At 71.9% G+C, this 22474-nt stretch carries 20 protein-coding genes; 11 read left to right on the top strand and 9 right to left on the bottom strand.

Translation table 11 applies throughout. The features are described from left to right. Positions 1-44: 44 nt before the first annotated feature. On the bottom strand, positions 45-887 hold the full coding sequence (locus OHU74_RS15700; protein WP_371616491.1) for a hypothetical protein: 843 nt from the start codon (positions 885-887) through the stop codon (positions 45-47). A 36-nt stretch (positions 888-923) separates the two neighbouring features. Further along, positions 924-1922, bottom strand: a complete 999-nt coding sequence (locus OHU74_RS15695; protein ID WP_371616490.1) for a LuxR C-terminal-related transcriptional regulator — start codon at positions 1920-1922, stop codon at positions 924-926. Between the two features lie 162 nt (positions 1923-2084). Here OHU74_RS15695 and OHU74_RS15690 point away from each other — a divergent pair, with 162 nt between their 5' ends. The 7 genes from OHU74_RS15690 (at position 2085) to OHU74_RS15660 (ending at position 10045) form a co-directional block, all read left to right on the top strand. Beyond that, positions 2085-2498, top strand: a complete 414-nt coding sequence (locus OHU74_RS15690; RefSeq protein WP_371616489.1) for a hypothetical protein — start codon at positions 2085-2087, stop codon at positions 2496-2498. Between the two features lie 147 nt (positions 2499-2645). Further along, entirely contained in the window at positions 2646-2819 is a 174-nt protein-coding gene (locus tag OHU74_RS15685) for a hypothetical protein (protein WP_371616488.1), read from the top strand. Positions 2820-3133: 314 nt separating this feature from the next. Then, a complete protein-coding gene (locus OHU74_RS15680) occupies positions 3134-4771 on the top strand; it encodes a CHAP domain-containing protein (RefSeq protein WP_371616487.1) in 1638 nt (545 codons plus the stop codon). A 171-nt stretch (positions 4772-4942) separates the two neighbouring features. After that, on the top strand, positions 4943-6217 hold the full coding sequence (locus OHU74_RS15675) for a transglycosylase family protein (RefSeq protein WP_371616486.1): 1275 nt from the start codon (positions 4943-4945) through the stop codon (positions 6215-6217). Between the two features lie 82 nt (positions 6218-6299). After that, the gene (locus OHU74_RS15670; RefSeq protein WP_371616485.1) at positions 6300-7592 is read left to right on the top strand and encodes a transglycosylase family protein; all 1293 of its coding nucleotides are present in this window, start codon (positions 6300-6302) and stop codon (positions 7590-7592) included. Positions 7593-7688: 96 nt separating this feature from the next. Beyond that, positions 7689-8540, top strand: coding sequence for a hypothetical protein (locus OHU74_RS15665; RefSeq protein WP_371616484.1), 852 nt, complete (start codon positions 7689-7691; stop codon positions 8538-8540). 62 nt (positions 8541-8602) lie between these two features. After that, the gene (locus tag OHU74_RS15660) at positions 8603-10045 is read left to right on the top strand and encodes a hypothetical protein (protein ID WP_371616483.1); all 1443 of its coding nucleotides are present in this window, start codon (positions 8603-8605) and stop codon (positions 10043-10045) included. A gap of 84 nt (positions 10046-10129) precedes the next feature. Here the strand turns inward: OHU74_RS15660 and OHU74_RS15655 are convergent, their stop codons facing one another. The 3 genes from OHU74_RS15655 to OHU74_RS15645 all read right to left on the bottom strand — a co-directional run bounded on the left by OHU74_RS15655 (position 10130) and on the right by OHU74_RS15645 (position 13473). Then, positions 10130-11761 carry a transporter gene (locus OHU74_RS15655; RefSeq protein WP_371616482.1) on the bottom strand — a complete coding sequence of 544 codons (1632 nt, stop codon included), beginning with the start codon at positions 11759-11761 and terminating at the stop codon, positions 10130-10132. Continuing rightward, the gene (locus OHU74_RS15650; protein WP_371616481.1) at positions 11758-12621 is read right to left on the bottom strand and encodes an ABC transporter ATP-binding protein; all 864 of its coding nucleotides are present in this window, start codon (positions 12619-12621) and stop codon (positions 11758-11760) included. Before OHU74_RS15650 ends, OHU74_RS15655 begins: the two co-directional genes overlap by 4 nt. 162 nt (positions 12622-12783) lie before the next feature. Beyond that, positions 12784-13473, bottom strand: a complete 690-nt coding sequence (locus tag OHU74_RS15645) for a bifunctional DNA primase/polymerase (protein WP_371616480.1) — start codon at positions 13471-13473, stop codon at positions 12784-12786. Positions 13474-13683: 210 nt separating this feature from the next. Between OHU74_RS15645 and OHU74_RS15640 the strand changes: the two genes are divergently transcribed. Continuing rightward, positions 13684-15063: a transcriptional regulator gene (locus tag OHU74_RS15640; protein WP_371616479.1), complete on the top strand. Its 1380-nt coding sequence runs from the start codon at positions 13684-13686 to the stop codon at positions 15061-15063. Between the two features lie 93 nt (positions 15064-15156). On the opposite strand, the gene OHU74_RS15635 is transcribed toward OHU74_RS15640, so the two are convergent. Next, positions 15157-15405 (bottom strand): hypothetical protein, encoded by a 249-nt coding sequence (locus tag OHU74_RS15635; protein ID WP_330297047.1) that lies wholly within the window; start codon positions 15403-15405, stop codon positions 15157-15159. A gap of 273 nt (positions 15406-15678) precedes the next feature. On the opposite strand from OHU74_RS15635, the gene OHU74_RS15630 reads away from it, so the two are divergent. After that, entirely contained in the window at positions 15679-17322 is a 1644-nt protein-coding gene (locus tag OHU74_RS15630; protein ID WP_371616478.1) for a hypothetical protein, read from the top strand. A 69-nt stretch (positions 17323-17391) separates the two neighbouring features. On the opposite strand, the gene OHU74_RS15625 is transcribed toward OHU74_RS15630, so the two are convergent. Further along, the gene (locus OHU74_RS15625; protein ID WP_371619697.1) at positions 17392-18720 is read right to left on the bottom strand and encodes an ABC transporter substrate-binding protein; all 1329 of its coding nucleotides are present in this window, start codon (positions 18718-18720) and stop codon (positions 17392-17394) included. A gap of 217 nt (positions 18721-18937) precedes the next feature. On the opposite strand from OHU74_RS15625, the gene OHU74_RS15620 reads away from it, so the two are divergent. Then, on the top strand, positions 18938-19384 hold the full coding sequence (locus OHU74_RS15620) for a hypothetical protein (RefSeq protein ID WP_330300948.1): 447 nt from the start codon (positions 18938-18940) through the stop codon (positions 19382-19384). Between the two features lie 112 nt (positions 19385-19496). Further along, positions 19497-20378, top strand: coding sequence for a formyltetrahydrofolate deformylase (gene purU / locus OHU74_RS15615; RefSeq protein ID WP_371616477.1), 882 nt, complete (start codon positions 19497-19499; stop codon positions 20376-20378). A gap of 51 nt (positions 20379-20429) precedes the next feature. Here purU and OHU74_RS15610 read toward each other — a convergent pair whose 3' ends face one another. Both OHU74_RS15610 and OHU74_RS15605 read right to left on the bottom strand, forming a co-directional pair. Then, entirely contained in the window at positions 20430-21812 is a 1383-nt protein-coding gene (locus OHU74_RS15610; RefSeq protein ID WP_371616476.1) for a maleylpyruvate isomerase N-terminal domain-containing protein, read from the bottom strand. Beyond that, positions 21809-22399 (bottom strand): sigma-70 family RNA polymerase sigma factor, encoded by a 591-nt coding sequence (locus OHU74_RS15605; RefSeq protein ID WP_371616475.1) that lies wholly within the window; start codon positions 22397-22399, stop codon positions 21809-21811. The genes OHU74_RS15610 and OHU74_RS15605 overlap by 4 nt, the downstream gene beginning before the upstream one ends. Between the last annotated feature and the right edge of the window lie 75 nt (positions 22400-22474).

The raw sequence follows: 22474 nt of genomic DNA, 5'->3' as shown, positions 1-22474 counted from the left end.
TCCGGGCGGAGTGCGGGTCGGGCCCGTGAGGTCGGCCCCCGTGATCAGCCGATCGGCTTCCGGGTCTCCTCGCGCACCTTGAGGGTGGTCGCGGCGACCTTGTCGAGATCCACCGACCCGGGGCTCTGCCGCAAGGTCTCGGGGGTGATGACGCCGACCGAGGCGCCCGTGTTCTCGTCCGCCCAGGCGCACACCGGCAGGGTGAGCTTGGAACCGTCCTGGGTCATGGTCAGCACCTGGCAGGCCATCGTGATGTCGGAGCCGACGGGCGTGATGTCCTTGGCGGGGACCGCCAAGGTCGCGCCTTCGCCGCCCGCGGCGCCGGCCAGCATGTTGTGCCGGACCTCTTCCGGGTCCTTGAACTGGCCGTACATCCCCGAGACGACGAGCGCGCTCTGCCCTGAAGCGGAGTCGGACGTGTACTGGCCGACGGCCGGCTTCGGATTGCGGACCTTCGAGTCGTAACTGCCCTTCAGTGCTTCCTTGCCCTTGGTCTGCGACAGGTCCTGGTCCAGCTTGAACTCACCGGCCAGCATGCTCTGCGGCAGCGTGAGCCGGTACTTGGCCTCGGGGAAGCCGGCTCCGGTCGCCACGGACCCAGCCGCGACCACCCGGGTCAGGACGAAGAGCCCGACCAGCGAGGCCGCGATGATCCCGATCACCATGCCGGTCCGGTTCTTCTTGCGCGGCGGCTGCCCCATCGGCGGCTGCCCCCAAGCTCCTTGACCGGGGTACGGAGACTGCGGCGGGTAGGCCTGCTGCGGCGCGTACGGCTGTTGCTGCGGATACGGCGAGGGCTGCGGGGCGTACTGCTGGCCGCCGTAGGGATGCGGGGGCTGCGGCGGCCCGTACGGACCGGGGGGCTGATGGGGCGGTGGCGTGGTCATGATCGAAACGCTACGTCAGGCCTGTGTGCCGGCCCGCTACTCCGTGCCGGGGAGCCAGCCGCGCTGGACGGCGCGGACGCCGAACTCGAAGCGGCTCGCGGCGCCCAGTTGTTCCATCAGGCCGTTGGCCAGGCGGCGGGCCGTGCGGGGTGAGACCGCGAGGCGCTTGGCGATGGCCTCGTCCGTGAGGCCCTGTGCCAACAGCCGGATCACGGTGGTCTCCTGGGGGCTGAGCCCGTCCTCGTGCCGGTCCTCCGGGGCGACGCCGAGGGGTTGTGCGGTCGACCAGACGTTCTCGAAGAGCGCGCACAGGGCCGTCAGGGTGCCCTGGCCGGTGAGGACCACGGCGCCCGCGCCGCTGTCGTCGCTGCTGACCGGGATGACGGCGGTGGCCCGGTCGAAGATCATCAGTCGGGTCGGCAGGTCGGGGGCGGTCCGTACCTCGCCGCCGAGCTCGCCCAGCCACGTCGCGTAGACCACGGTGGTCTGGCTGTTGCGCACGCTGTCCTGGAACAGCGACCGCATCCGTACCCCGCGGCCCAGCAGGGCCAGGTCGCTCGCCTTCGAGGCTTCCAGGGTCTCGGGGCGCTGGCCCCCGCCGGGCGTGAACGTCATCAAGTCGCTCTGGACCCCGTGCGCCAGGCCGGTGATCCGGGTCCGGATCTCGTCCAGGCCCACCAGCTGCTCGATGCCCGGGCCGGAGGCGGCCGGGCTCAGGTCGGCGAACTCCGAGATCAGCTGGGCGGCGGCCGCCCGCGATGCCTCGATGCGCAGCTGCTGAGCCGCGAGCTCCGCCTGCTGGCGGGCCATCAGGATCTCCATGCCGACCTCGGGCGGGACGGCGCGGAGCTCTCCCGCCTGCTCGTAGGACGGCCGGAGGAGGGCCAGTTCGCTCAGCAGGTCCAGGCTGCGCCGGATCTCCGCCTCGGAGGCGCCGAGGTGGTCGGCGAGTGCGCGTACTCCGTCTCTCGGGCGCGCGAGCATGGAGCGGTAAACGGCCTCTGCGGTCGCGTCGAGGCCAAGAGTTGACAGCACAGCGGTTCCCCCCGTGTACACCCATGATCAAGGCACGTCGATCATCGCACGCTGTGTCCGGTTCGGGGCAAGGAGTTCCCCCGTGGCCACTTCCGGCCAAGGCCCCTACCGTCCAGCTTCACGCTATTTGCCCGATCTGAAGTGTTCGGAAGGGTGGCGTGCATGTATCTCATCCACGCCGCTCTCCGCGCTCCGTCGACAGGCGTTCAACTCCCTGCGCACGCAGGGGAGCTCGTACGCGCCTTCGCCGATGCGGATGCCGCTGCTGCCACCGCCGCCGACGTCGACCGCCTGGGCGGTGGAGGCACCTTCGGCTCCATCGAGCACGTTTCCACGCATCCGGGCGCGCTGCCCGGTCCGACCCTCGGCGTGTACCTGATCGCGGACAGCCTGGACGAGGCGGAACGGCGTACGGAGGTGCTCTGCCGCCGCGCCTTCGAGGAGGTGCCGGCGCTGCGGGGCTGGACGGTCGGGCGCGTCGGCGTGCCCCTGGTGACCCCGTACTACGAGCGGCTCCTGCTGGCCACTTCCGGACTGCCTGGACGGAAGGGTCCAGGTCCGGTTCCGTCCAGCTGAAAGCCCTTCCACCGACCGTGAGCTGCGACGAAAGTAGTGATCGCCGGAAGGGAACACCGCCCCGAAGGCAACACCGGAGGAAACGTCACCGCGGGACGTGAGACCGGAAAAGGCCAGTCATCCCAGCTCTCGAAAAGGACCACTCCCATGCTTCGCACTCGCCTCGTCAAGGCCGCCGCGGTCGCTTCCCTCGCCTTCGCCGTCACCGCCTTCGCCCCGGCCGTCGCCGCCCACACCATCGGCACCTCCGACACCCGGGTCACCGCCACCACCGCATGGGAGACCGCTCCGGTCGGCAAGAACACCACCGCCTGGGAGTAGCCGGCCCCGCCGCCGGGGGAGCAGCGCCCACAGCGCCACCCTGCCGCGGCCCACGAACTTCAGCAGGACCCGCACGACCCGTACGACCTGTACGACCTGTACGACCCGCACCACCGCCTGGCCGACCTACCGCCAGAGCCCGCTCGCATCGAGCCACCGCACCACCCCGCGCGCCGCGTCCACCGGCCTGACAGCTGCTCCTGCAGGGCAGCCGTCCCACCCGCCCCGGCGCGCCCCCAACTTCGGCCCTCACCAGGCCAGCTGCGCAGCGCGCAGCGCCACACACTTCCTTTCACGCCATCAGGAGCTTCGTCATGTCCCGCACCATCAAGACCATCGCCATCCGCGTCGCCTCCACCTCCGCCCTGGCGGCGACCGCGTTCACCATGGCAGTGGTCACCCCGGCCAGCGCCTCGCCGCTGACCGACGGAATCTCCGCCACGGCCCGGGCCGAGAACGGCAACGGAGCCTGCGCCCATGGTGGTTACGACGGCGGCCCCAACCAGACCAACAGCTGCAGCGGCGGCGTCACGGCCCACGCCTGGTGTGCCGACTTCGCCGGCTGGGTCTGGTCCCGCAACGGAGTCACCGGTCTGTCGAGCCTGGACGACCGGGCGGCGAGCTTCATGGACTACGGCAAGAAGTACGGGACGATCTCCAGCACCCCGCACGTCGGTGACGCGGTCGTCTTCAACTACAACGGCAGCAGCTACGCCGACCACGTCGCCCTGGTGACCGGGGTCTCCGGGGGCACGGTCACCCTGACCGGCGGCAACCAGGGCAACCGGCCGGGCCACGTCAGCACCGCCTCGACCACCAGCTGGCACGTGGGTGAGAAGCCCTGGGGCGCCAACGGCCAGACGATCAGCGGCTACGTCTCCCCGGCCGGCAGCTCGACGCCCGCCCTGCCGAACCCGGCCTCGCTGGCCGACGGCACGCTCGTGAAGTCGGCGAGCGGCCCGGCCGTGAAGGTGATGATCAAGGGGGCCGGTCTCTCGGTGGCGGGCTCCGACGTCACTCCTGACAAGTACGACCTGGGCAAGGTCGTCACGGTGGACGACCAGGCCTTCCGGTCCCTGTCGAGCGCTCCGCCGGCCGGCACCGTGGTCCACGACCAGGCCGGCGGCGTGGACAAGTACGTGATCATCGGCGACGCCGCGCTGAAGATCGGTGGCGCGGACTGGGTCGCCGGCGGCTACAACACCCGTGCCGACATGGGCGTTCCGACCTCATGGCTGAAGAACGCGGCGCAGCGCACGGTGGCGACCGGCATCGTCGTGATGGACCAGTCGGGCACCGACCCGTCCCGCTACGTCATGGTCGCCGGTTCGGCGCTGCACATCTCGGGCTCCGAGTGGACCGCCGACAACTACGACGAGCAGACCCTGATGGGTGTTCCGGCCGAGTGGCTGAAGGGCGCCGTCGCCAAGCCCCTGGAGGCGGGCACGGTCGTCATGGACCAGTCGGGCACCGACCCGTCCCGCTACGTCATGGTGGGCGGTACGCCGGTGCACATCTCGGCCTCCGAGTGGACCGGTGTCGGCTTCGACAAGCTGTCCCTGATGGGTGTTCCGGGTGAGTGGCTCGGCTCGGTCCTGAACAAGCAGGTGGCCAACGGGACCATCGTCAAGGACGCCTCGGGTTCCTCCGCCTCGGTGTACGTGATGGCGGGCGGCGTGGCCGCTCCGCTGACCAACGCGGACTTCGTGGGCTTCGGTTACGACCAGCGTCCGATCGAGGGCGCTCCCGCCGAGTGGCTGAACTCGGCCGTGACGAAGGCGGCTCCGGCCAACGGCACGATGATCAAGTCTGCGGAGAGCGCCACCGTGTGGCAGATCGTGGGCGGCAAGAAGCGGGCGATGGCGGGCTCCGAGTTCGGCGCCGGGAAGCTCAGCTTCGACGACGTGGTGAACGTCTCCAGCGCCTTCACGGCGAAGTTCCCGACCGTCTGAGACCGGCCCACGGCCCCCCGCACCACCGCTGAACACCAGCACTGAGCAACACCCCTGAGTCGCCCGGCCCGAACCGGTCGGGCGGCTCGGTCCGGGCCGCCCGCTCCGGGCCGCCCAGCTCCCCGGCCGTTCCGCCGCCGACACCCAGACCTGCTGCCCGAGGGAATCCCGATGCGCTCCGCCGCCGCCCGCAAGAAGTCCGCACTCGCCACCGCCACGGTCACCGCCGCCACCGCCCTGCTGGCACTGGCCGCCCCGCTCCTCGCGAGCGCCCCCGCCTCCGCCGCTTCCGTATCGACGTGGGACAAGGTGGCCCAGTGCGAGGCCAGCGGGAACTGGCAGATCGTCGACCCGTCCGGGCAGTACTTCGGTGGTCTTCAGATATCGATGCCGACCTGGCGTGCCTACGGCGGTACGCAGTACGCGGCCCGTGCCGACCTGGCGACCAAGCAGCAGCAGATCCTGATCGGCGAGAAGATCCTGGCCGGGCAGGGTCAGGGAGCCTGGCCCAACTGCGGCCCGAAGTACAACCTCGGCGCCGACCACGCGGACCCGTACCCCTCCGGCCCGAGCTACCCGGCCCCGTCCTCGCTGGCCAACGGCACCCTGGTGAAGTCGCCGAACGGCCCGGACGTGCGGGTGATGATCGCCGGGGCCGGTGTCCCGGTGGCCGGTTCGGACGTCACCCCGGACCACTACGACCTGGGCAAGGTCGTGCTGATCGACAACAACGCCTTCAACGGTCTGGCCAGTGCCCCGCCGGCCGGCACGGTGGTCCACGACCAGGCCGGCGGCGCCAACCGCTACGTGATCATCGACGGAGCCGCGCTGCCGATCTCCGGATCGGACTGGACCGAGGACGGCTACAACATCCGTTCCGACTACGGGGTTCCCTCCGCCTGGCTGCAGGCCGCGGCGCAGCGGACCGTGTCCACCGGCCGCGTGGTGATGGACCAGACCGGCAACGACCCGTCCCGCTACGTGATCGTCAACGGTGCGGCGCTGCACATCTCGGCCGCCGAATGGACCGCCAACGGGTACAGCCAGCAGGCCCTGATGGGCGTTCCGACCGACTGGCTGGCCTCTGCAGCGGCCAAGCAGATGCCCAACGGCTCGATCGTCAAGGAGGTCTCGGGCGCCGACTCCACCGTCTACGTGATGGCGGGTGGGGTGGCGGTCCCCCTGACCAACGCGGACTTCACCGGCTTCGGCTACGACAAGCGCGCGCTGCTCGGTACCCCGGGTGAGTGGCTGGCCTCGGCCGCCGCCAAGGCCGCTCCGGCCAACGGCACGATGCTGCTCTCGCCGAACAGCAGCACGGTGTGGGAGATCGTGAACGGCAAGAAGCGGGCGATGGCGGGCTCCGAGTTCGGCCCCGGCAAGCGCAGCTTCGACGACGTGGTGAGCGTCGGCAACGCCTTCACGGCGAAGTTCCCGACCGTCTGAGCGCTACCCGCCCGAGCGGCCCCGTAGCCGCCGGCCTCCTCCTTCCCCTCCCGCTTGCGCCCGAACCTTCAAGGACTCGACCATGCGCTCATCCGCCCGCAAGAACTCCTCCGCCGCCGTGACCGCCGCGGCCCTGGTCGCACTGGCCGCCCCGCTCCTGATGGCCAACTCCGCTTCCGCCGCTTCCGTATCGACCTGGGACAAGGTGGCCCAGTGCGAGGCCAGTGGAAACTGGCAGATCGTCGACCCGTCCGGGCAGTACTTCGGTGGTCTCCAGATATCGATGCCGACCTGGCGTGCCTACGGCGGTACGCAGTACGCGGCCCGTGCCGACCTGGCGACCAAGCAGCAGCAGATCCTGATCGGCGAGAAGATCCTGGCCGGGCAGGGTCAGGGAGCCTGGCCCAACTGCGGCCCCAAGTACAACCTCGGCGCCGACCACGCGGACCCGTACCCCTCCACCCCGGCCCCGTCCCCCTCCTGGAAGTCGCAGGTGGTGGTGAACGGTGGCGGTGCGATCTACCACGGCCTGCGCAACGCGGACGGCACCTGGTCCGGTTTCGGGAACATCGCGAGCCAGGCCGGTGACATCGGGACGGTCGGCTCCATCGCGGACGCCGGTGTCAACGGTGACACCCATGTCGTCGCGGTCGGCGGCAACGGGCACATCTACCACACCATCCGCCTGGCGAACGGGACTTGGGGCACCTTCGGGGACGTCAACGCCGCCGCCGGAAGCCTCGCAGGTGTCTCCAAGGTGTCGGCGGTGTCGACGGGTACGGAGGTGAGCGTCCTGGCGGTGGCCGACGGGAAGCTGAACCACTCGGTGCGTCACGCGGACGGCACCTGGACCGCGTTCGCCGACGTCTCCGGCGAGGCCGGCGCCCTGCCCGCTCCGGTGACCAGTGCCGCCGAGGCCTGGGTCAACGGCCAGCTCCAGGTCGCGGTGGTCGCCGGCGGCCGCGTCTACCACTCGGTCCGCAGCTCGGGCGGTACGTGGACCCCCTGGGGCGACGTCTACACGGCGGCCGGCAGCGCGGGCACGGCCTCCGACGTGGCGGTCACCGGTACCGGTTCGGACATGCAGATCATCGTGACCTCGAACAACGGCGCCAAGCAGTTCCACGGCGCCCGACTCGGCAACGGCACCTGGCTGCCCCTCACCGACCTGACCGGCGCCCTGGGCAGCTTCACCGCGACCGGGGTGAGCGCCGCGACCGTCGACGGTGAGCTCCAGGCCACCTTCGTGACCACGGACAACCGGATCCTGCACACCATCCGCCGGGTCAACGCCACCTGGACGGGCGCCGGTTCCATCAACCTCACCGGCGTCAGCGGCAACCACTACGCGGCCAGCATCACCGGCAGCCTCTGACCCTCGCCCGGCACTCCGCCGACACGCCACGCCACTCCACTCCGCTGACCGCAGGGCACCGCCGTGCCCGCATCACCCCGAAAGGACGGCCCTGCCGTGCCCACGCCCCGCCGCCGGATCCTGTTGATCGCCGCCGTCCCCGTGATCGCCGCGGCGGCCCTGGCCACAGCGGAGTTCACCAGCGCATTCGCCGCCGACGACCTGCCGCCCGCCTCGCACGGCGCCGCTCCGGCCGTGGCCTCCCCGGCCGCCGGTTCGCCGACCACGAAGCCCGCTGACGGGGCGGGCACCCCGGCCGCCGGTGTGGCTCCGGCCCCCGCGGGACCGGCGTCCTCGGCCCCGGCCGCGCCGAAGACGGCCGAGTCGAAGTCGGCCCGGCCGGCGGTCGGCAAGGCGCCCGCCCCGCTGGCCGTCCAGGAACTGCCCAACCAGGCCAAGGCGGGGTGGAAGCCGATCGGTTCTCCGAAGAGCCGTGATGTCGCCCCCACCAGCAGCCTCAACGAATGTGCCGCCGTCGAGGGCGCGACCGGATGGCAGCAGCAGGGCTGGGCGAGCGCCGCGAAGACCCCCGCCATCCAGGACACCTTCACCTTCGCCACCCCGGCCGATGCCGACCGGGCCCGCCAGGCACTGAACACCCAGCTCGACGGGTGCCAGAACGCCCTGCGCGACGCGCAGACCAAGCAGGGCCGCACCGCCGACGCCACGTCCGCCCGTACCGCGACCAGCCCGGTGGCCGGCGCCTGGCAGTACCAGTGGACCGCCGTGCCGGGCATGTCCGCCCCGGGTACCCAGACCCACCACGTCTATCTGGCCGGGAACGGCAACGTCCTCACGGTCCTCCAGTACAGCGACCTGGCCTCGGCCGGGCAGGGCAACTCCGCCACCCCTGCCTCCGACGCCGAACTCCTGACCACGCTCGCCGGAAGCCTCGCCCTCACTCGCTGAGCCCCGTCGCTCCGTCCAGCGCCCCGACTTCCACGCTTCACCCCCCTCAAGGAGACACCACCATGTCCCGTACCAAGCGCACTCTGGCCTCCCTCGCGTCCCTGACCGTGCTCGCCGCCGCCGGCGCCGCCGTGACGCTCGCCGCTCCGGCCCAGGCCTCCTCCTCCGTGGGCGGCACGATCACCCGCAGCGAGGTCATAGCCCGCGCCCAGAGCTGGGTCGACCAGGGGGTCCCGTACAACCAGAGCGCCAACCACACGGACTCCAACGGCACTTACCGCGAGGACTGCTCCGGATACGTGTCCATGGCCTGGCACCTGAGCTCCAGCCTGACCACGTGGACCCTGCCGAACGTGTCCAGCAAGATCAGCTTCTCGCAGCTCAAGCCGGGCGACGCGATGGACTACACCGACGCGCACACCTTCCTCTTCGCGGGCTGGACCAACCAGTCCACGGGTGCCTTCACCTATTACGCCGAGAGCAACAGCCACAACCCGACGCACGGCCCGACCTCGGCGAACATCAACAACTCCTCCCTGGAGGGCTGGCCGACCGGCTACTACGACGCCCTGCGCTACGACAACATCGTCGACGACGCCGCGGCTCCGGCGTGGAAGTCGCAGGTGGTCGTCAACGGTGGCGGTGCGATCTACCACGGCCTGCGCAATGCGGACGGCACCTGGTCGGGCTTCGGGAACATCGCGAGCCAGGCCGGTGACATCGGGACGGTCGGCTCCATCGCGGACGCCGGTGTCAACGGTGACACCCACGTGGTCGCGGTCGGCGGCAACGGGCACATCTTCCACACCATCCGTCGGGCCAACGGCACTTGGGGCACCTTCGGGGATGTCAACGCGTCGGCCGGAGCGCTGAGTTCGGTGACAAAGGTGTCGGCGGTGTCTACCGGTACGGAGGTCAGCGTCCTCGCGGTGGCCGACGGGAAGCTGAACCACTCCGTGCGTCACGCCGACGGCACCTGGACCGCGTTCGCCGACGTCTCCGGCGAGGCCGGCGCCCTGCCCGCCCCGGTGACCAGTGCCGCCGAGGCCTGGGTCAACGGCCAGCTCCAGGTGGCCGTTGTGGCCGGCGGCCGCGTCTACCACTCGGTCCGCAGCGCGGGCGGTACGTGGACGCCGTGGGGCGACGTCTACACGGCGGCCGGCGATGCGGGTACGGCCACCGACGTGGCCGTGGCCGGTACCGGTTCGGACATGCAGATCATCGTGACCTCGAACAACGGTGCCAAGCAGTTCCACGGCGCCCGCCTGGCCAACGGCACCTGGATGCCCCTCACCGACCTGACCAGCGCCCTGGGCAGCTTCACGACCACCGGTGTGAGCGCCGCGGCCGTCAACGGTGAGCTCCAGGCCACCTTCGTGACCACGGACAACCGGATCCTGCACACCATCCGCCGGGTCAACGCCACCTGGACGGGCGCCGGTGCCATCAACCTCACCGGTGTCAGCGGCAACCACTACGCGGCCAGCATCACCGGCAGCCTCTGACCCTTCTGATCCTGTAACGCCGACGGCCTCCACTCCCACCGGGAGCGGAGGCCGTCGGCGTAGCAGGCCCGTGGATCGAAGCGGTCAGCCCTTGCTGACCGCCATCAGGATCTCCGGGAGCTTGCGCGCCACCGTCGGGGCCGCGAGCCGCAGGCCTGCCCAGGCGGCCAGAGTCCCCCAGGCCACGCCCGCCGGGAGCAGGATCCACGCCGTGGCGGAGCCGTGCAGGACGACGGTCAGGACGATCACCGGGGAGCAGATCAGCGCCGAGGCGAACAGGCCGCCGAAGATGCCCATCCACGCCAGGGCGCCCTGGCCCGGGGCGACGTTCTTGAAGGCGCCGTCCGTCGGGATCGAGTAGGGGAAGCGGGCCGAGGCCAGGGCTCCCGTGCAGAGCATGGAGCCCAGCAGGGCCAGCGCCAGGCCCAGCGCGGAGGGCAGGCCCGGCCAGTCGCCCACCAGGGCGGCCGTCACCACCGCGACCACGGCCGTGTAGGGCACGGTGACCAGCGCGAGGGCCAGGGCGCGGGCGCGCAGCTCCTCGTACGCGTCGCGCGGGCCCGAAATGGTCTGCGCGACCATCCAGAACGCCGAGGTGTCCTGCCCGAACTGGTTGTACATCTGGACGCCGATCATGCCCGAGCCGAAGCAGGCCAGGTACACCGAGCCCTGGCCCTGGAGGGCGTTGGCGACGGGGATGATCAGGCCGATGGCCAGGGCCGACACCCAGGCCGCCTTGGTCTTCGGATCGCGGACGATGTAGCGCAGCGAGCGCTGCATGCTCGCGCCCGTACGGTCGTCGGGGAGCAGGGACCACAGGCCGCCGCCGGCGCCCGCGCCGCGTTCCTTCTTCGGCTTGGCCGCCGCGATCGTCGAACCGTCCGGGGTGACCATGAGCTTGGTCAGGCTGCGCTCCCAGAACCACAGCAGCAGGGCCAGGGCCGCGAGGGTGACCAGCAGCTGGCCCGCCGCCATCCCGTACGAGCCCTCGCTCGCGGAGTCCACCATGCCGATGGCCGACGCGGGCGGCAGCCAGCGGACGATCTCCTCGGCGGGCTGGAGCTTTTCCAGGCCGCCGCTCTGGAACAGCCGCTGGCCGGCGAAGTTGGCCACCTGCGCGCCGACCGCGATCAGCAGGCCGCTGAGCAGGGCGAGGTCGCGCCCCTTGCGGCTGGTCAGGAGCCGTACGTTGGCCGTGGCCACCGCCCGGGCGAGCGCGACGCAGCCGAGCAGCAGGAGCGGCACCGCCAGTACGGCGGCCACCGCGCCCGCGGCGCCGTGCGCGAGGGCGATGGCCGAGCCGATGGCCAGGCACAGGGTGAACAGCGGTCCGATCCCGACGAGGGAGGAGACCAGCAGGGCCCGTACGAGCGGACGCGGGCGCAGCGGGAGCATGACCAGCCGGCTCGGGTCGAGCGTCTCGTCCCCGGTCGGGAAGAAGAGCGGCATGAAGGTCCAGCCGAGGGCGAGGACCGCCGCCAGCAGGACGACCACGGCGCTCGCGTGCGCGTTGCCGCGCAGCAGGGCGAGGCTGAGCGTGACGAAGAACGCGGCGACGAGCGCGAAGGCGAGGGCGCCGAAGTAGGCGGCCTTGCGCTTGGAGGAGCCCTTGAGGCCGTTCTTCAGGAGCGAGAGCTTGAGCTGGACGAAGATCGGAGTGAGGGAGACGGTCGCGGTACCCGAGGGGGTGGAAGGTGCGGCTGTGGCCGTGCTCATCGCAGGCCCGCCCCGTTGTTCGCCGTGCTGCCGCCGCCGAGCCAGTCCAGGGAATCGCCCGTGGTCCGGCCGTGCGCCCCGACCAGTTCGAGGAACGCGGCCTGCAGCGAGGGCGCGTCGCCCCGTACGGAGGCCAGCGGGCCCGCGGCCCTGATCCGGCCGGCGGCCATGACGGCCACCCAGTCGCACAGGGACTCGACGAGCTCCATGACGTGGGAGGAGAAGACGACCGTGGCTCCGGAGGAGGTGTAACGTTCCAGCACTCCGCGGATGGTCTGCGCGGACACCGGGTCCACCCCCTCGAACGGCTCGTCGAGGAAGAGGACTTCGGGGTTGTGCAGCAGCGCCGCGGCCAGGCCGATCTTCTTCCGCATGCCCGTCGAGTAGTCGACGATCAGCTTGTTCTGCGAACCGGCCAGGTCCAGGATCTCCAGCAGCTGCGTGGCACGGCTGTCCGTCTCCTTGCCCGGCAGCCCCCGCAGCCGGCCCATGTAGCCGAGCAGTTCACGCCCGGAGAGGCGCTCGAAGAGCCGCAGCCCCTCCGGCAGGACGCCGATGCGGGACTTGACCTCGACCGGGTCCGCCCACACGTCGTGCCCGGCGACGAATACCCGCCCCATGTCGGGGCGGAGCAGTCCGGTCACCATCGAGAGCGTCGTCGTCTTGCCGGCGCCGTTCGGGCCGACCAGTCCGATGAACTGTCCGGCGGGCAGCTCGAGATCGATCCCCGCGACGGCCACCTGCTCGCCGAACCTCTTCCACAAACCCTCTACCCGCACGGCGGCCGCGGCCGGCGGCGCGGATCGCGCACCGCCACCCACTCCATCCGCCCCACCCGTCGCAACGCCCTGGTCCGGCATGCGCCTGCCTCTCGTTCTGTTCCCCGTGGTCTTGCTTTCCCCACGATAGGAGGAGGGGGAGAGGGCGGAGCAGTTACGAATGTCATGAGTTCCCGGTGGAAATGTCCCACCGGGTCCGCCGAGGTCCGCAGGTGAGGCGTAGGGAGGCGCAGGTCCGCCCCGTCAGGCGCCGCGCCGCGCCCGCTCCGCCGCCGCCTCGCGACCGCACGCGTACGCCAGCGCGTCGATCAGCTCCTCCACGTCCGGCAGCCACCGGTTCGCGGCCGTCGGCGCCTGCGCCCACTGCACCGCGCCGCGCCCGCCGATACGGGTCGGCGGCGCAGCCACGTACTCGCCCTCGCCCCGGGCGGCCAGGTCGAGTTGGGGCGGCTGCCAGCCGAGCTTGCGCAGCAGGTCGGGGACCTTCGCGCCGGCGCCGGGCAGGACGAAGAACAGCATCCGGCCGGCCGGGGTGGCGATCACCGGCCCCAGGGTGCGCTGCATGCGCTGGAGCCGGGCCAGCGCCAGGAACCCGGCCGCGTCCGGCACGTCGAGGGCGTCGAAGGTCCGGCCGGTCGGCAGCAGGATGGAGGCCTTCGGGTTCCTGCCCCAGACCCGCCGCACCTGCACGGCACTGCCCGAGGCCTGCGAGGCCCAGTCCTTCCCCGCCGCGTGCGCACCCGGCACCGGGCAGTCGGCCGCCCCGCACGAGCACTGCTCCCGCCCGTCGGCGGACTCCAGCCAGGTGCCGGCGAAGACATCCCAGTGCCGTTCTTCCGCGTACCGCACGGCATGGTCCAGCAGCGGCTCGCTGCGCTGGAGGGGGATGGGCGCGGTCTCCGTGACTCCGATGGTCTCTTCCACGTGCAACACAACTCTTGCGGTCAGCGGGGGTTACGGGCGTAAACCAGCCGAGGGCCGGAGCATCGATCCTGCATGCGGGGCGCATCGGTGCATCGCGGGGGGCGCGTAGGAGACCGGGGCGCCGGAGGTGGGTAACGACAGGACGCAATGGGGAAGATTCCCCGCACATCAGGCGGGAAGTGATCATTCCAACGATCACCCGCGTCTCTGGGGGTTTTCATGGCAGCCAGGCCTCTCGTCGCCCGCCAGCCGAACGAACGGCTGCAGGCGCTCATCCAGGAAGCCGGGTGCTCCAATGCCGGGCTCGCCCGGCGCGTCAACATGTGCGGGGCCGAGCACGGTCTCGACCTTCGCTACGACAAGACCTCCGTGGCCCGCTGGCTGCGCGGACAACAGCCGCGCGGCCGGGCCCCCGGAATCATCGCCGAGGCGCTCGGGCGCAAACTCGGCCGGACCGTCACCATCGACGAGATCGGCATGGCCAACGGCAAGAACCTCGCCTTCGGCGTCGGCCTGCAGTTCTCCCCGACCGTCATCGGCGCCATCGAGCAGGTCTGCGAGCTGTGGCGCAGCGACGTCGGCCGGCGCGACTTCCTGTCCGGGTCGAGCGTGGCCTCCTCCGCGCTCGTCGAGCCCAGCCGCGACTGGCTGATCACCGGCGCCGACGCACAGGTCGCGCGCAGCGGCGGCTCGCGGGTCGGGATGTCCGACGTGGAGGCCGTCCAGGCCACCACCGAGGCGCTCAAGGACCTCGACCACCGCTTCGGGAGCGGGCACGTGCGGCCGGTGGTCGTGCACTACCTCAACTCGGTGGTCTCCGGGCTCATCGGAGGCTCGTACCGGGAACCGGTGGGGCGCGCCCTGTTCGCTGCGGTCGCCCGCCTCACCGAGCTCGCCGGCTACATGGCGGTGGACACGGGCCAGCCGGGCCTGGCCCAGCGCTACTACATCCAGGCGCTGCGCCTGGCCCAGGCGGCCGGTGACCGGGCGTACGGGGGCTACGTACTGGCGGCCTCCATGAGCCACCTGGCGGCCGAGCTGGGCAATCCGCGGGAGATCGCGCAGCTGGCGAGAGCCGCGCAGGAGGGCACGCGCGGACAGGTGACCCCCCGGGTGGAGTCGATGTTCTACGCCGCCGAGGCGCGCGGGCACGCCCTGCTGGGTGACAGCCGGGCGACGGCGGTGCTGTCCTCGCGGGCGGTGACCGCGCTGGAACGGGCGGAACCGGAATCCGGCGACGACCCGGTGTGGATCCGCCACTTCGACCAGGCGTACCTGGCCGACGAGCTGGCCCACTGCCACCGGGACCTGGGCCAGGCGGACGCGGCGGCGAAGCGGGCGGAGGAGGCGCTACGGGAACTCCCGGCGACCAAGGCGCGCCGCCGGGCCATCGGCCTGCTGCTGCTGGCGGCGGCGCGGGTGCAGCAACGGGAGATCGAAGCCGCCTGCCAGAGCGCCGCGCAGGCGGCGGAGGCCCTGTCGGGGCTCCGCTCGAACCGGGGGGCGGTGTACCTGGAGGACTTCCGGACCCGGCTGGAGCCGTACCGGGAGGAGCCGGCGGTCCGGGAGTTCGGGGCCCGGCTGGAGACGGTGTCCTGAGCGCAGGCCACCGGGGGCGGCCGACGTGACGTCGGCCGCCCCGTACGGCGTCGCCGCGGGCCCGGAGCCTCACCCGGCGGCGACACCTGCGTCTCAGTGACCGAAGAAGACACCCTGGAAGGTGTCGCGGTCCCAGCTCTTCTCCTTCGAGCCGGTGGAGCCCCAGATCGGGCCGAAGTGGGCCGGGACGCCGGCGAAGGACGAGGACTCGGACCGCGCGCCGCCGCGCGAACCGGTGGACTGCACGAGGGCGCCACCGTCGTCGGCCAGCGCGACCGAGGCGCCGCCGAGCAGGATGCCCGCGGCGAGGACGGAGGCGGTCAGAGCGGAACGCATACGCATGAGTACTCCTACTGGATCTCAGGACGACGCGACGGAAAAGGTGCGCGTCGGCAAGTCCAACGCCACGCAAGATCCCGGGAAACGGAGCGTCACTCCACTGGCCCGCTGGAGGCCGCTACTCCGTCACGTTCAGTGAAGGACCGGGGTGGGGCCGGGCCTCCCGCGCGGTGGTGCCCCGAGGTGGGTCCGGGGAGGGCCTGACGGGGAACGGGGGTGACCGGGTAGCGTGAGCCGACGTTCCGAAGGTTCGGAGAAGTCGGAGAGGGAGTCCCGGTGACGGAGAGCGGACAGGGCGGCAGCCCCCAGGCAGGCGGCCCGTGGGGCCCGCCCGTGCCGGCGCAGCCCGACGCGCAGCCGGAGCCCCTGCACGGCCACCCGGCCCAGGGTCAGCCCCCGCAGGGCCAGCCCGCGCCGGGCCAGCCTGCGCTGGGTCAGCCCTCGTACGGTCAGCCCGCACCAGGCCAGCCCTCGTACGGTCAGCCCGCACCAGGCCAGCCCTCGTACGGTCAGCCCGCGCCGGGCCAGCCCGCACCCGGCCAGCCGTCGTACGGCCAGCCCGCACCCGTCCAGCCCGCCTACGGCTACCCCGCGCCGGGCCAGCCCGCGCCGGGCCAGCCCGCGCCGGGCCAGCCCGCGCCGGGCCAGCCCGCGCCGGGCGGTCCCGCAGCCGCGGGGCCCGGCTACGGCTACCCGCCGCAGGGGCACGTGGTGGGTCCCGGCTACGAGGGGCCCGGTGACCCGCACGGCTACGGCTATCCGCCGCTGCCCGAGGCCGTCACGCAGTACATACCGCCGGTCCCGGCCGCCCCCTCGCACGAGGAGGCCGCGACGCAGTTCATGGCCCCGGTTCCGCCCGCGCCCGCGCCGGCGCAGGGTGAGGCGGCGACCCAGTACATCGCACCGGTCCCCGCCGCGCCTTCGCACGAGGAGGCGGCGACGCAGTTCATCGCTCCGGTCCCGCCCGCGCACGCGCAAGCGCACGACGAGGCCGCCACCCAGTACATCCCGCCCGTTCCGGCCACCCCCGCCGATCCGGCCGCAGGGTTCGACGGGCTCTTCCGGGGCGACACCCAGCACCTGCCGCCCGTACAGGAGCCGGTGCTCCGGCAGCAGCCCCCGCCGCGCCCCTACCCGCCGCAGCAGAACCACCAGCAGCAGCCGCACCGGCAGCCGCAGCCGCCCCAACAGGGCTATCCGCAGCAGCAGTTCCAGCAGCAGCCGCCGCCCCAGCCGCACCAGCAGTACCAGGCGCCCCTGCCGCACCACGAGCCCGCGCCCGCGCCCCGCAGGGTCTCGCCCGGGATCATCGCCGCCGTCGTCATCGGGCTGGCCGTCGCCGGGCTCGGCGTAGGGGCGCTGCTCAGCGACGACAAGGCGCAGAACAACGACCCCGGTGCCTCGACCGCCACCCCCACCGGCAAGGGCTCCGCCGCGGCCGGCGGGGAGGCGCCGATCGATCCGGCCCAGCCCCAGGCCGTACAGCTGGACAAGCTGCTCGCGGACAGCAACGACAGCCGGGCCTCGGTGATCAAGGCCGTCGACGACATAAAGGGCTGCCGCAACCTCGATCAGGCGGCCAACGACCTGCGCGACGCGGCCCGGCAGCGCGAGGAGTTGGTGACCCGGCTCCAGGAGCTCAAGGTGGACCAGCTCCCGGACAACGCGAAGCTGACGGCGGCCCTCACCCAGGCCTGGAAGTCCTCCGCGCAGGCGGACAACAGTTACGCGGCCTGGGCGGACGACCTCAAGGGCGACGGCGACAAGTGCAAGGACGGCAAGGCGAAGTCCACCGGGAACGCCTCGGACGGCAACAAGGCCAGCGGTGACGCCACCAAGGCCAAGGAGTCGGCCTCGGGCATGTGGAACGCCATCGCCGGCAAGTACAGCCTCACGAAGCGGGACAAGAGCCAGCTCTGATCCGCCGGGCGCGGCCGGTCCGGGACAGTCCCCGGTCCGGCCTGACCGCGCAGCCCCGTAGGAGACCGCCTAGTTGGACCGCGGGGCCTGTTCCAGGGTCGGGGTCATGTCCATGGACTGCTCGCCCTGCTGGGCCACCAGGCGGCCCTGCTGGACCACCTGGAAGGTGACCCGGCCGTTGACCGTGCGGGGGAAGCCCGCGACGGCCCGCATGTCCTGGTAGCGCCAGCTGAGGTCGGGGGTGAGGCCGCCGGTCTTGATGGGCTCGGCCCCGTTGAGCTTCTGCGCGAGCTTGCGGGCCGTGATCTCCTCGTCGGGCTTGAACCGCTTCAGCGCCTCGCCGAGCACGGAGTACGCGATCCACGTGGTCTGGGCGCCGCTGTCGTCGATGTCGACGGTGTTGTCGGCGAAGGCCTGCTCGGTGATCACCCGTTGCATCGGCGCCCACAGGGGGTCGGAGGCCACCGGGTACCAACTGGTCACGTACGCGCCCTCGAAGGGGCTCTCCTTGCCGCCGGTGCGGTCCACCAGGGCCTGGCTGAGCGAGCCGAGCACCGAGGAGATCTGCGGCTTGCGGCCCTGGGCGTCTGCGGCGCGGCGGAAGGCGTCGAAGAACGTCTCGGTGCGCTCGCCGAGCACGGCCGCCACGCACCCCTTGTCCTTGCCGCCGTCCTTCGCGCTGGTGGCCCCGCCCTTCGCGGGGGCGGACGGGGAGGAGTCGATCAGTGCTTCGCGGGCCTGCGGGGCGAAGTCGGCGGAGTCCTCGGCGGCCCGGATGTCGCTGGCCTCGGGCATCTGGTTGGCCTTGAGGCCGGCGTTGAGCTGGACCGGCAGCGCGTCGCCCGCGAGGGTGTCGGGGCGGACGAGGGCGACCTTGGCGCAGGCGCGGCCGAGCTGGTGGCCGGCGCCGGCGAGCAGGACGGGCTGGCCGCCGTTGACGGGGTAGGACAGCGGCGACTGGAACTCCTCGGAGGAGACCCCGTATCCGCCGATGAAGGGGATGCCCTCGGTCTCCAGCGGGGCCATGAAGGCGCGTCCGTGCTGGCTGTACGAGCCGACGACGGCGACGGCCTTCTCGGCGATCGCCTTGCGGGCGCAGTCGGCGGCGCCGGTGGGGGTGTTGTGCTCGTTGCAGGTCAGGACGCGGAGCTTGTGGCCGTTGATGCCGCCCTTGGCGTTGACCCAGCGCTCGTAGGCCTTGGCCATGCCGGGCATGCCGGGCATGTTGGTGGCCTTGGTGCCTTCCGGGGCGAAGGTCATGACGGTGAGGGTGGAGCCGGTGCCCCCGGAGCCCCCCGAGTCTCCGGGGAGCACCCCGCAGCCGGCGACGAGACACGCTCCCAGTGCCGTGGTCAGGAGGGAGCGGGAGAGGGTTGCTACGCGTCGCCGGGTGGTCATGTTCATGCACCATTCCGCGCCGCGGGTAACTGAAGAGTGAGCTGTGCACAACATCGGGTGACGTCGAGGTGAATTACGGGTGGCGTCCACACGGGGAGCCGGCGCGGAGCACGCACAGGCGCTGCAAGATCACGCAAGACGGGAACGTACGATCGAAAGCGTGACATTCGCCCAAGCTTCGAAGAACTCTTCCCGTCGCGGCGGCCGCTCCTCCACCATGGGCGGCATGCCCCTCAACGACATGCCGTGGTGGCGCTGGCGCAGCAACGTGCGCTCGGCGCTGCACATGCTTTCCGACCCCGCCTTCCAGGAGGACACCTGGCTGGCCGGCACCGAGGGGTACGGGGACGTCACCGACGCCGTGTACCGGCTCGTCGAGGACACCTGGCTCGACAGCTGGTCCGCGGAGAAGTACGTCGGCACGATCTTCCGCGACTCCCAGGAGGCGGCCGTGGTCGACCTCGCCGTGCTGCGCGTCCTGCGGATCATGCACCAGATAGGCCCCGACGCCCCCGTCTCCGGCTACCTGGAGCACCACGCCTGGCCGGAGGCGGTACGGGCCGCGCGCGAGGCCCACGTACGGCTGGCGACGGCGGACGGGGAGGACCCGGACGCGCGGCCGAGCTCGCTGGACGTCCTGAGGATCCTCACGCGCGCGGTGTGAGACGTCCCGGGGATCCTCACGCGCGCGGTGACTGAGACGTCCCGGGGATCCTCACGCCCGCGGTGTGAGCGGCCGGGATGGGAAGCGCTGGGATGTGAAAGGCTACGGGGTCATGAGCGATGACCTGCAGCCGCAGACCCCGGCCCCCCAGCAGTACGTACTGACCCTCTCCTGCCCGGACAAGCAGGGCATCGTGCACGCGGTGTCCAGCTACCTCTTCATGACCGGGTGCAACATCGAGGACAGCCGGCAGTTCGGCGACCGTGACACAGGTCTCTTCTTCATGCGGGTCCACTTCACGGCGGACGCCCCGGTGACCGTGGAGAAGCTGCGGGCCAGCTTCGCCGCGATCGGCGACTCCTTCCGGATGGACTGGCAGATCCACCGCTCCGACGAGCGCATGCGGATCGTGCTGATGGTCTCCAAGTTCGGGCACTGCCTCAACGACCTGCTCTTCCGCACCCGGATCGGCGCCCTGCCCGTGGACATCGCGGCGGTGGTCTCGAACCACACGGACTTCGAGGAACTGGTCGGCTCCTACGGGATCCCCTTCGTGCACGTCCCGGTGACCAAGGACACGAAGGCGGCGGCGGAGGCGCAGGTCCTGGAGCTGGTGCGCTCCGAGAACGTCGAGCTCGTCGTCCTCGCCCGCTACATGCAGGTCCTGTCGGACACCTTCTGCAAGGAGCTCAGCGGGCGGATCATCAACATCCACCACTCGTTCCTGCCGAGCTTCAAGGGCGCGAAGCCGTACCACCAGGCGCACGCGCGGGGCGTGAAGCTGATCGGCGCGACCGCGCACTACGTGACCGCGGACCTGGACGAGGGCCCGATCATCGAGCAGGAAGTGGAACGGGTGGGCCACGAGGTCACCCCGGAGCAGCTGGTGGCGATCGGCCGCGACGTGGAGTGCCAGGCGCTGGCGCGCGCGGTGAAGTGGCACAGCGAGCACCGCGTCCTCCTCAACGGCACCCGCACGGTCGTCTTCGCGTAGCCGGTCTCCGGTGCCTCCCCGCGCGGGGAGGCACCGAAGGCGGGACCGGTCCTACAGCCGGCTCAGCGAGGCTGCCGCGAAGAGGACGTCGCGGATGGCCTCGCGGTCGCCGTTCTGGCCGACGGCCGCGTCCTCCGGCGAGATGTGGCCCGCCGCGAGCTGGCAGAACTCGTGGCCGTCCAGGGCGATCCGGGCCACCGTGTGGTCGGGCGAAGGCTTCGCCGCCGGGGAGTCCAGCGCGATGTCCCAGCCGCCTCCGCCCGCGCCCTCGATCTCCAGGTGCAGGGTGCGGCCCGGGGCTCCCGCCGCGACCAGCCCGCGCGCGGGCGAGGCCAGCCCCGCGCGCCGGCGTCCGGCCAGGGCCTCCGGGAGGAGGCGGGCCGCCAGGTCGATCATGCGGTGCAGGTGGGGCGCGGAGGGCGGCTCGTACGGATAGTCCACCGCCTCCGCGATGTCCACGGCGTGGACCCAGCACTCGAAGGCCCGCTCCAGGAAGGCGTCCCCGAGGGGGAGCGCGAAGGGCCCGTAGCTGACCGACAGTTCGGCGACCCCGCGGCCCGCGAAGGACACCGTACGGACCAGGGTGTGCCCCTGCTCCCGCCACGGCTCGCGGACCCGCCGGGTGGTCGGGTACGGGGACGCCTCCCAGAAGTGCTCCGTGCGGTCGGTCGGGCTGCCCGCCGGCGCGTCCGGGCCCAGCGGGTCGTCCAGTCCCAGCGCGGCCGCGACCAGCCCGTCCACGGACAGGAGGTGCCCGATGACTCCGGCCACCGTGGTCCGGCGGGACTGGCGCCGTTCCTCCTCGAACCACTTGAGCCGGACCGGGGTGTGCCACTCGGAGTCCCCGAAGTCCCGTAGCAGCGCATCGAGCCGCGCCGTCTCGGTGTCGTACGGGGTCGCCCACACCGGCACCGGGATCCGGGCCGGCCGCTTGCCGAGGCAGTCCTCCAGCACGCGCGAGCGCAGCAGCGGCTTGAGGTCGAGGCTGTCCTCCGGGTGCAGCAGGCCCACGGCGTCGCGCAGCCGCAGCGCCTCCTCGGCGCAGGGCGCGCACTCGGTGAGGTGGTCCTCCACGGCCTGGGTCTCCTCCGCGGAACACGCGGCGAGCGCCCAGGCGCCGAGCAGGGACTTCAGCACGGCGTGGGTGGGCGGGGGAGGAGCGGGCACGGGTGCGGTGTACTCGACGGGCGCGGGGTAGCCGGCGTAACCGTCGTACTCGGTGTACTCGTTCTGTTCGTCGGCTTCCGGGGACTCGGTGTAGTCGAGGTGGCCCGGGTCGCCCGGGTCGCCCGGTTTCCCCAAGGCCCCCAAGGCCCCCAGATCCTCCAGGTCGTCGGCCGCACCGCGCGGGCCCGGTATGCGCGCCGAACCGCCGGCGCCCCGGTTGCCGGGGGGCCGCTCGTACTCGTCTTCGGCGTCGTGGGGGCTGCTCATCGGGGCGTTCCATATCCGGAGGCGGAGGCGGAGGGACCGGGCCCGCGCGGGACGGTGTCGTCCCGGGGAAGGGCATTGGCCGTCGACAGGAGCTGCAGGCCGAGCCGCAGCCGGCGCCGCGCCTCGTCCTCGCTGATCTGGAGGTCGGCGGCGGCCTGCCGGTAGTCGCGGCGCTTGAAGTAGGCGAGTTCGAGCGCGGCCCGCAGCGGTGCGGGCATGGAGGTGACGATGAAGTCGGCGCGGGCGGCCGCGTTGGCGCTGCGCACCTTCTGCTCCAACTCCTCGCGGGAGCCGCGCCCCAGCTCGGCCTGGCGCAGGCGCGCCACGGCCTGACCCTGGGTGATGCGGGCGACCCAGGAGCGCATGGAGCCCTGCTTGGGGTCGTAGGCGTCCGGGTTCTCCCAGATGTAGCCGAAGACCTCGCGGGTGATCCGGTCGGCGGCCTTCTCGTCCCCGAGGACCCGGTGGGCGAGGCTGTGCACGAGCGAGGCGAAGCGGTCGTACAGCTCCCCGAGCGCGGCGGCCTCGCCGCGCGCCAGGCGTTGTTGCATGCGGCGGTCCCAGCGCGGTGGAACGTCCTTCGGCATCGTGCCCCCAGCCGGATTACCGGATTCGCAGCCGTGTGTCGACGACTCGAATGTAGTGGGCATCCAGCCGTGTGC

Origin of the sequence: Streptomyces sp. NBC_00454 (assembly GCF_041434015.1) — a bacterium.
GTDB lineage: Bacteria > Actinomycetota > Actinomycetes > Streptomycetales > Streptomycetaceae > Streptomyces.
Note: the sequence above shows the minus strand (reverse complement) of the source record. Positions and strands in the feature narration are given on the sequence as shown.

What these genes read in the sequence shown, in the direction of transcription:
- OHU74_RS15700 (WP_371616491.1), bottom strand. Translation starts at nt 887, where the DNA reads ATGACCACGCCACCGCCCCATCAGCCCCCCGGTCCGTACGGGCCGCCG.
- OHU74_RS15690 (WP_371616489.1), top strand. Translation starts at nt 2,085, where the DNA reads ATGTATCTCATCCACGCCGCTCTCCGCGCTCCGTCGACAGGCGTTCAA.
- OHU74_RS15685 (WP_371616488.1), top strand. Translation starts at nt 2,646, where the DNA reads ATGCTTCGCACTCGCCTCGTCAAGGCCGCCGCGGTCGCTTCCCTCGCC.
- OHU74_RS15680 (WP_371616487.1), top strand. Translation starts at nt 3,134, where the DNA reads ATGTCCCGCACCATCAAGACCATCGCCATCCGCGTCGCCTCCACCTCC.
- OHU74_RS15675 (WP_371616486.1), top strand. Translation starts at nt 4,943, where the DNA reads ATGCGCTCCGCCGCCGCCCGCAAGAAGTCCGCACTCGCCACCGCCACG.
- OHU74_RS15670 (WP_371616485.1), top strand. Translation starts at nt 6,300, where the DNA reads ATGCGCTCATCCGCCCGCAAGAACTCCTCCGCCGCCGTGACCGCCGCG.
- OHU74_RS15660 (WP_371616483.1), top strand. Translation starts at nt 8,603, where the DNA reads ATGTCCCGTACCAAGCGCACTCTGGCCTCCCTCGCGTCCCTGACCGTG.
- OHU74_RS15655 (WP_371616482.1), bottom strand. Translation starts at nt 11,761, where the DNA reads ATGAGCACGGCCACAGCCGCACCTTCCACCCCCTCGGGTACCGCGACC.
- OHU74_RS15650 (WP_371616481.1), bottom strand. Translation starts at nt 12,621, where the DNA reads ATGCCGGACCAGGGCGTTGCGACGGGTGGGGCGGATGGAGTGGGTGGC.
- OHU74_RS15640 (WP_371616479.1), top strand. Translation starts at nt 13,684, where the DNA reads ATGGCAGCCAGGCCTCTCGTCGCCCGCCAGCCGAACGAACGGCTGCAG.
- OHU74_RS15635 (WP_330297047.1), bottom strand. Translation starts at nt 15,405, where the DNA reads ATGCGTATGCGTTCCGCTCTGACCGCCTCCGTCCTCGCCGCGGGCATC.
- OHU74_RS15625 (WP_371619697.1), bottom strand. Translation starts at nt 18,720, where the DNA reads ATGACCACCCGGCGACGCGTAGCAACCCTCTCCCGCTCCCTCCTGACC.
- OHU74_RS15620 (WP_330300948.1), top strand. Translation starts at nt 18,938, where the DNA reads ATGGGCGGCATGCCCCTCAACGACATGCCGTGGTGGCGCTGGCGCAGC.
- purU (WP_371616477.1), top strand. Translation starts at nt 19,497, where the DNA reads ATGAGCGATGACCTGCAGCCGCAGACCCCGGCCCCCCAGCAGTACGTA.
- OHU74_RS15610 (WP_371616476.1), bottom strand. Translation starts at nt 21,812, where the DNA reads ATGAGCAGCCCCCACGACGCCGAAGACGAGTACGAGCGGCCCCCCGGC.
- OHU74_RS15605 (WP_371616475.1), bottom strand. Translation starts at nt 22,399, where the DNA reads ATGCCGAAGGACGTTCCACCGCGCTGGGACCGCCGCATGCAACAACGC.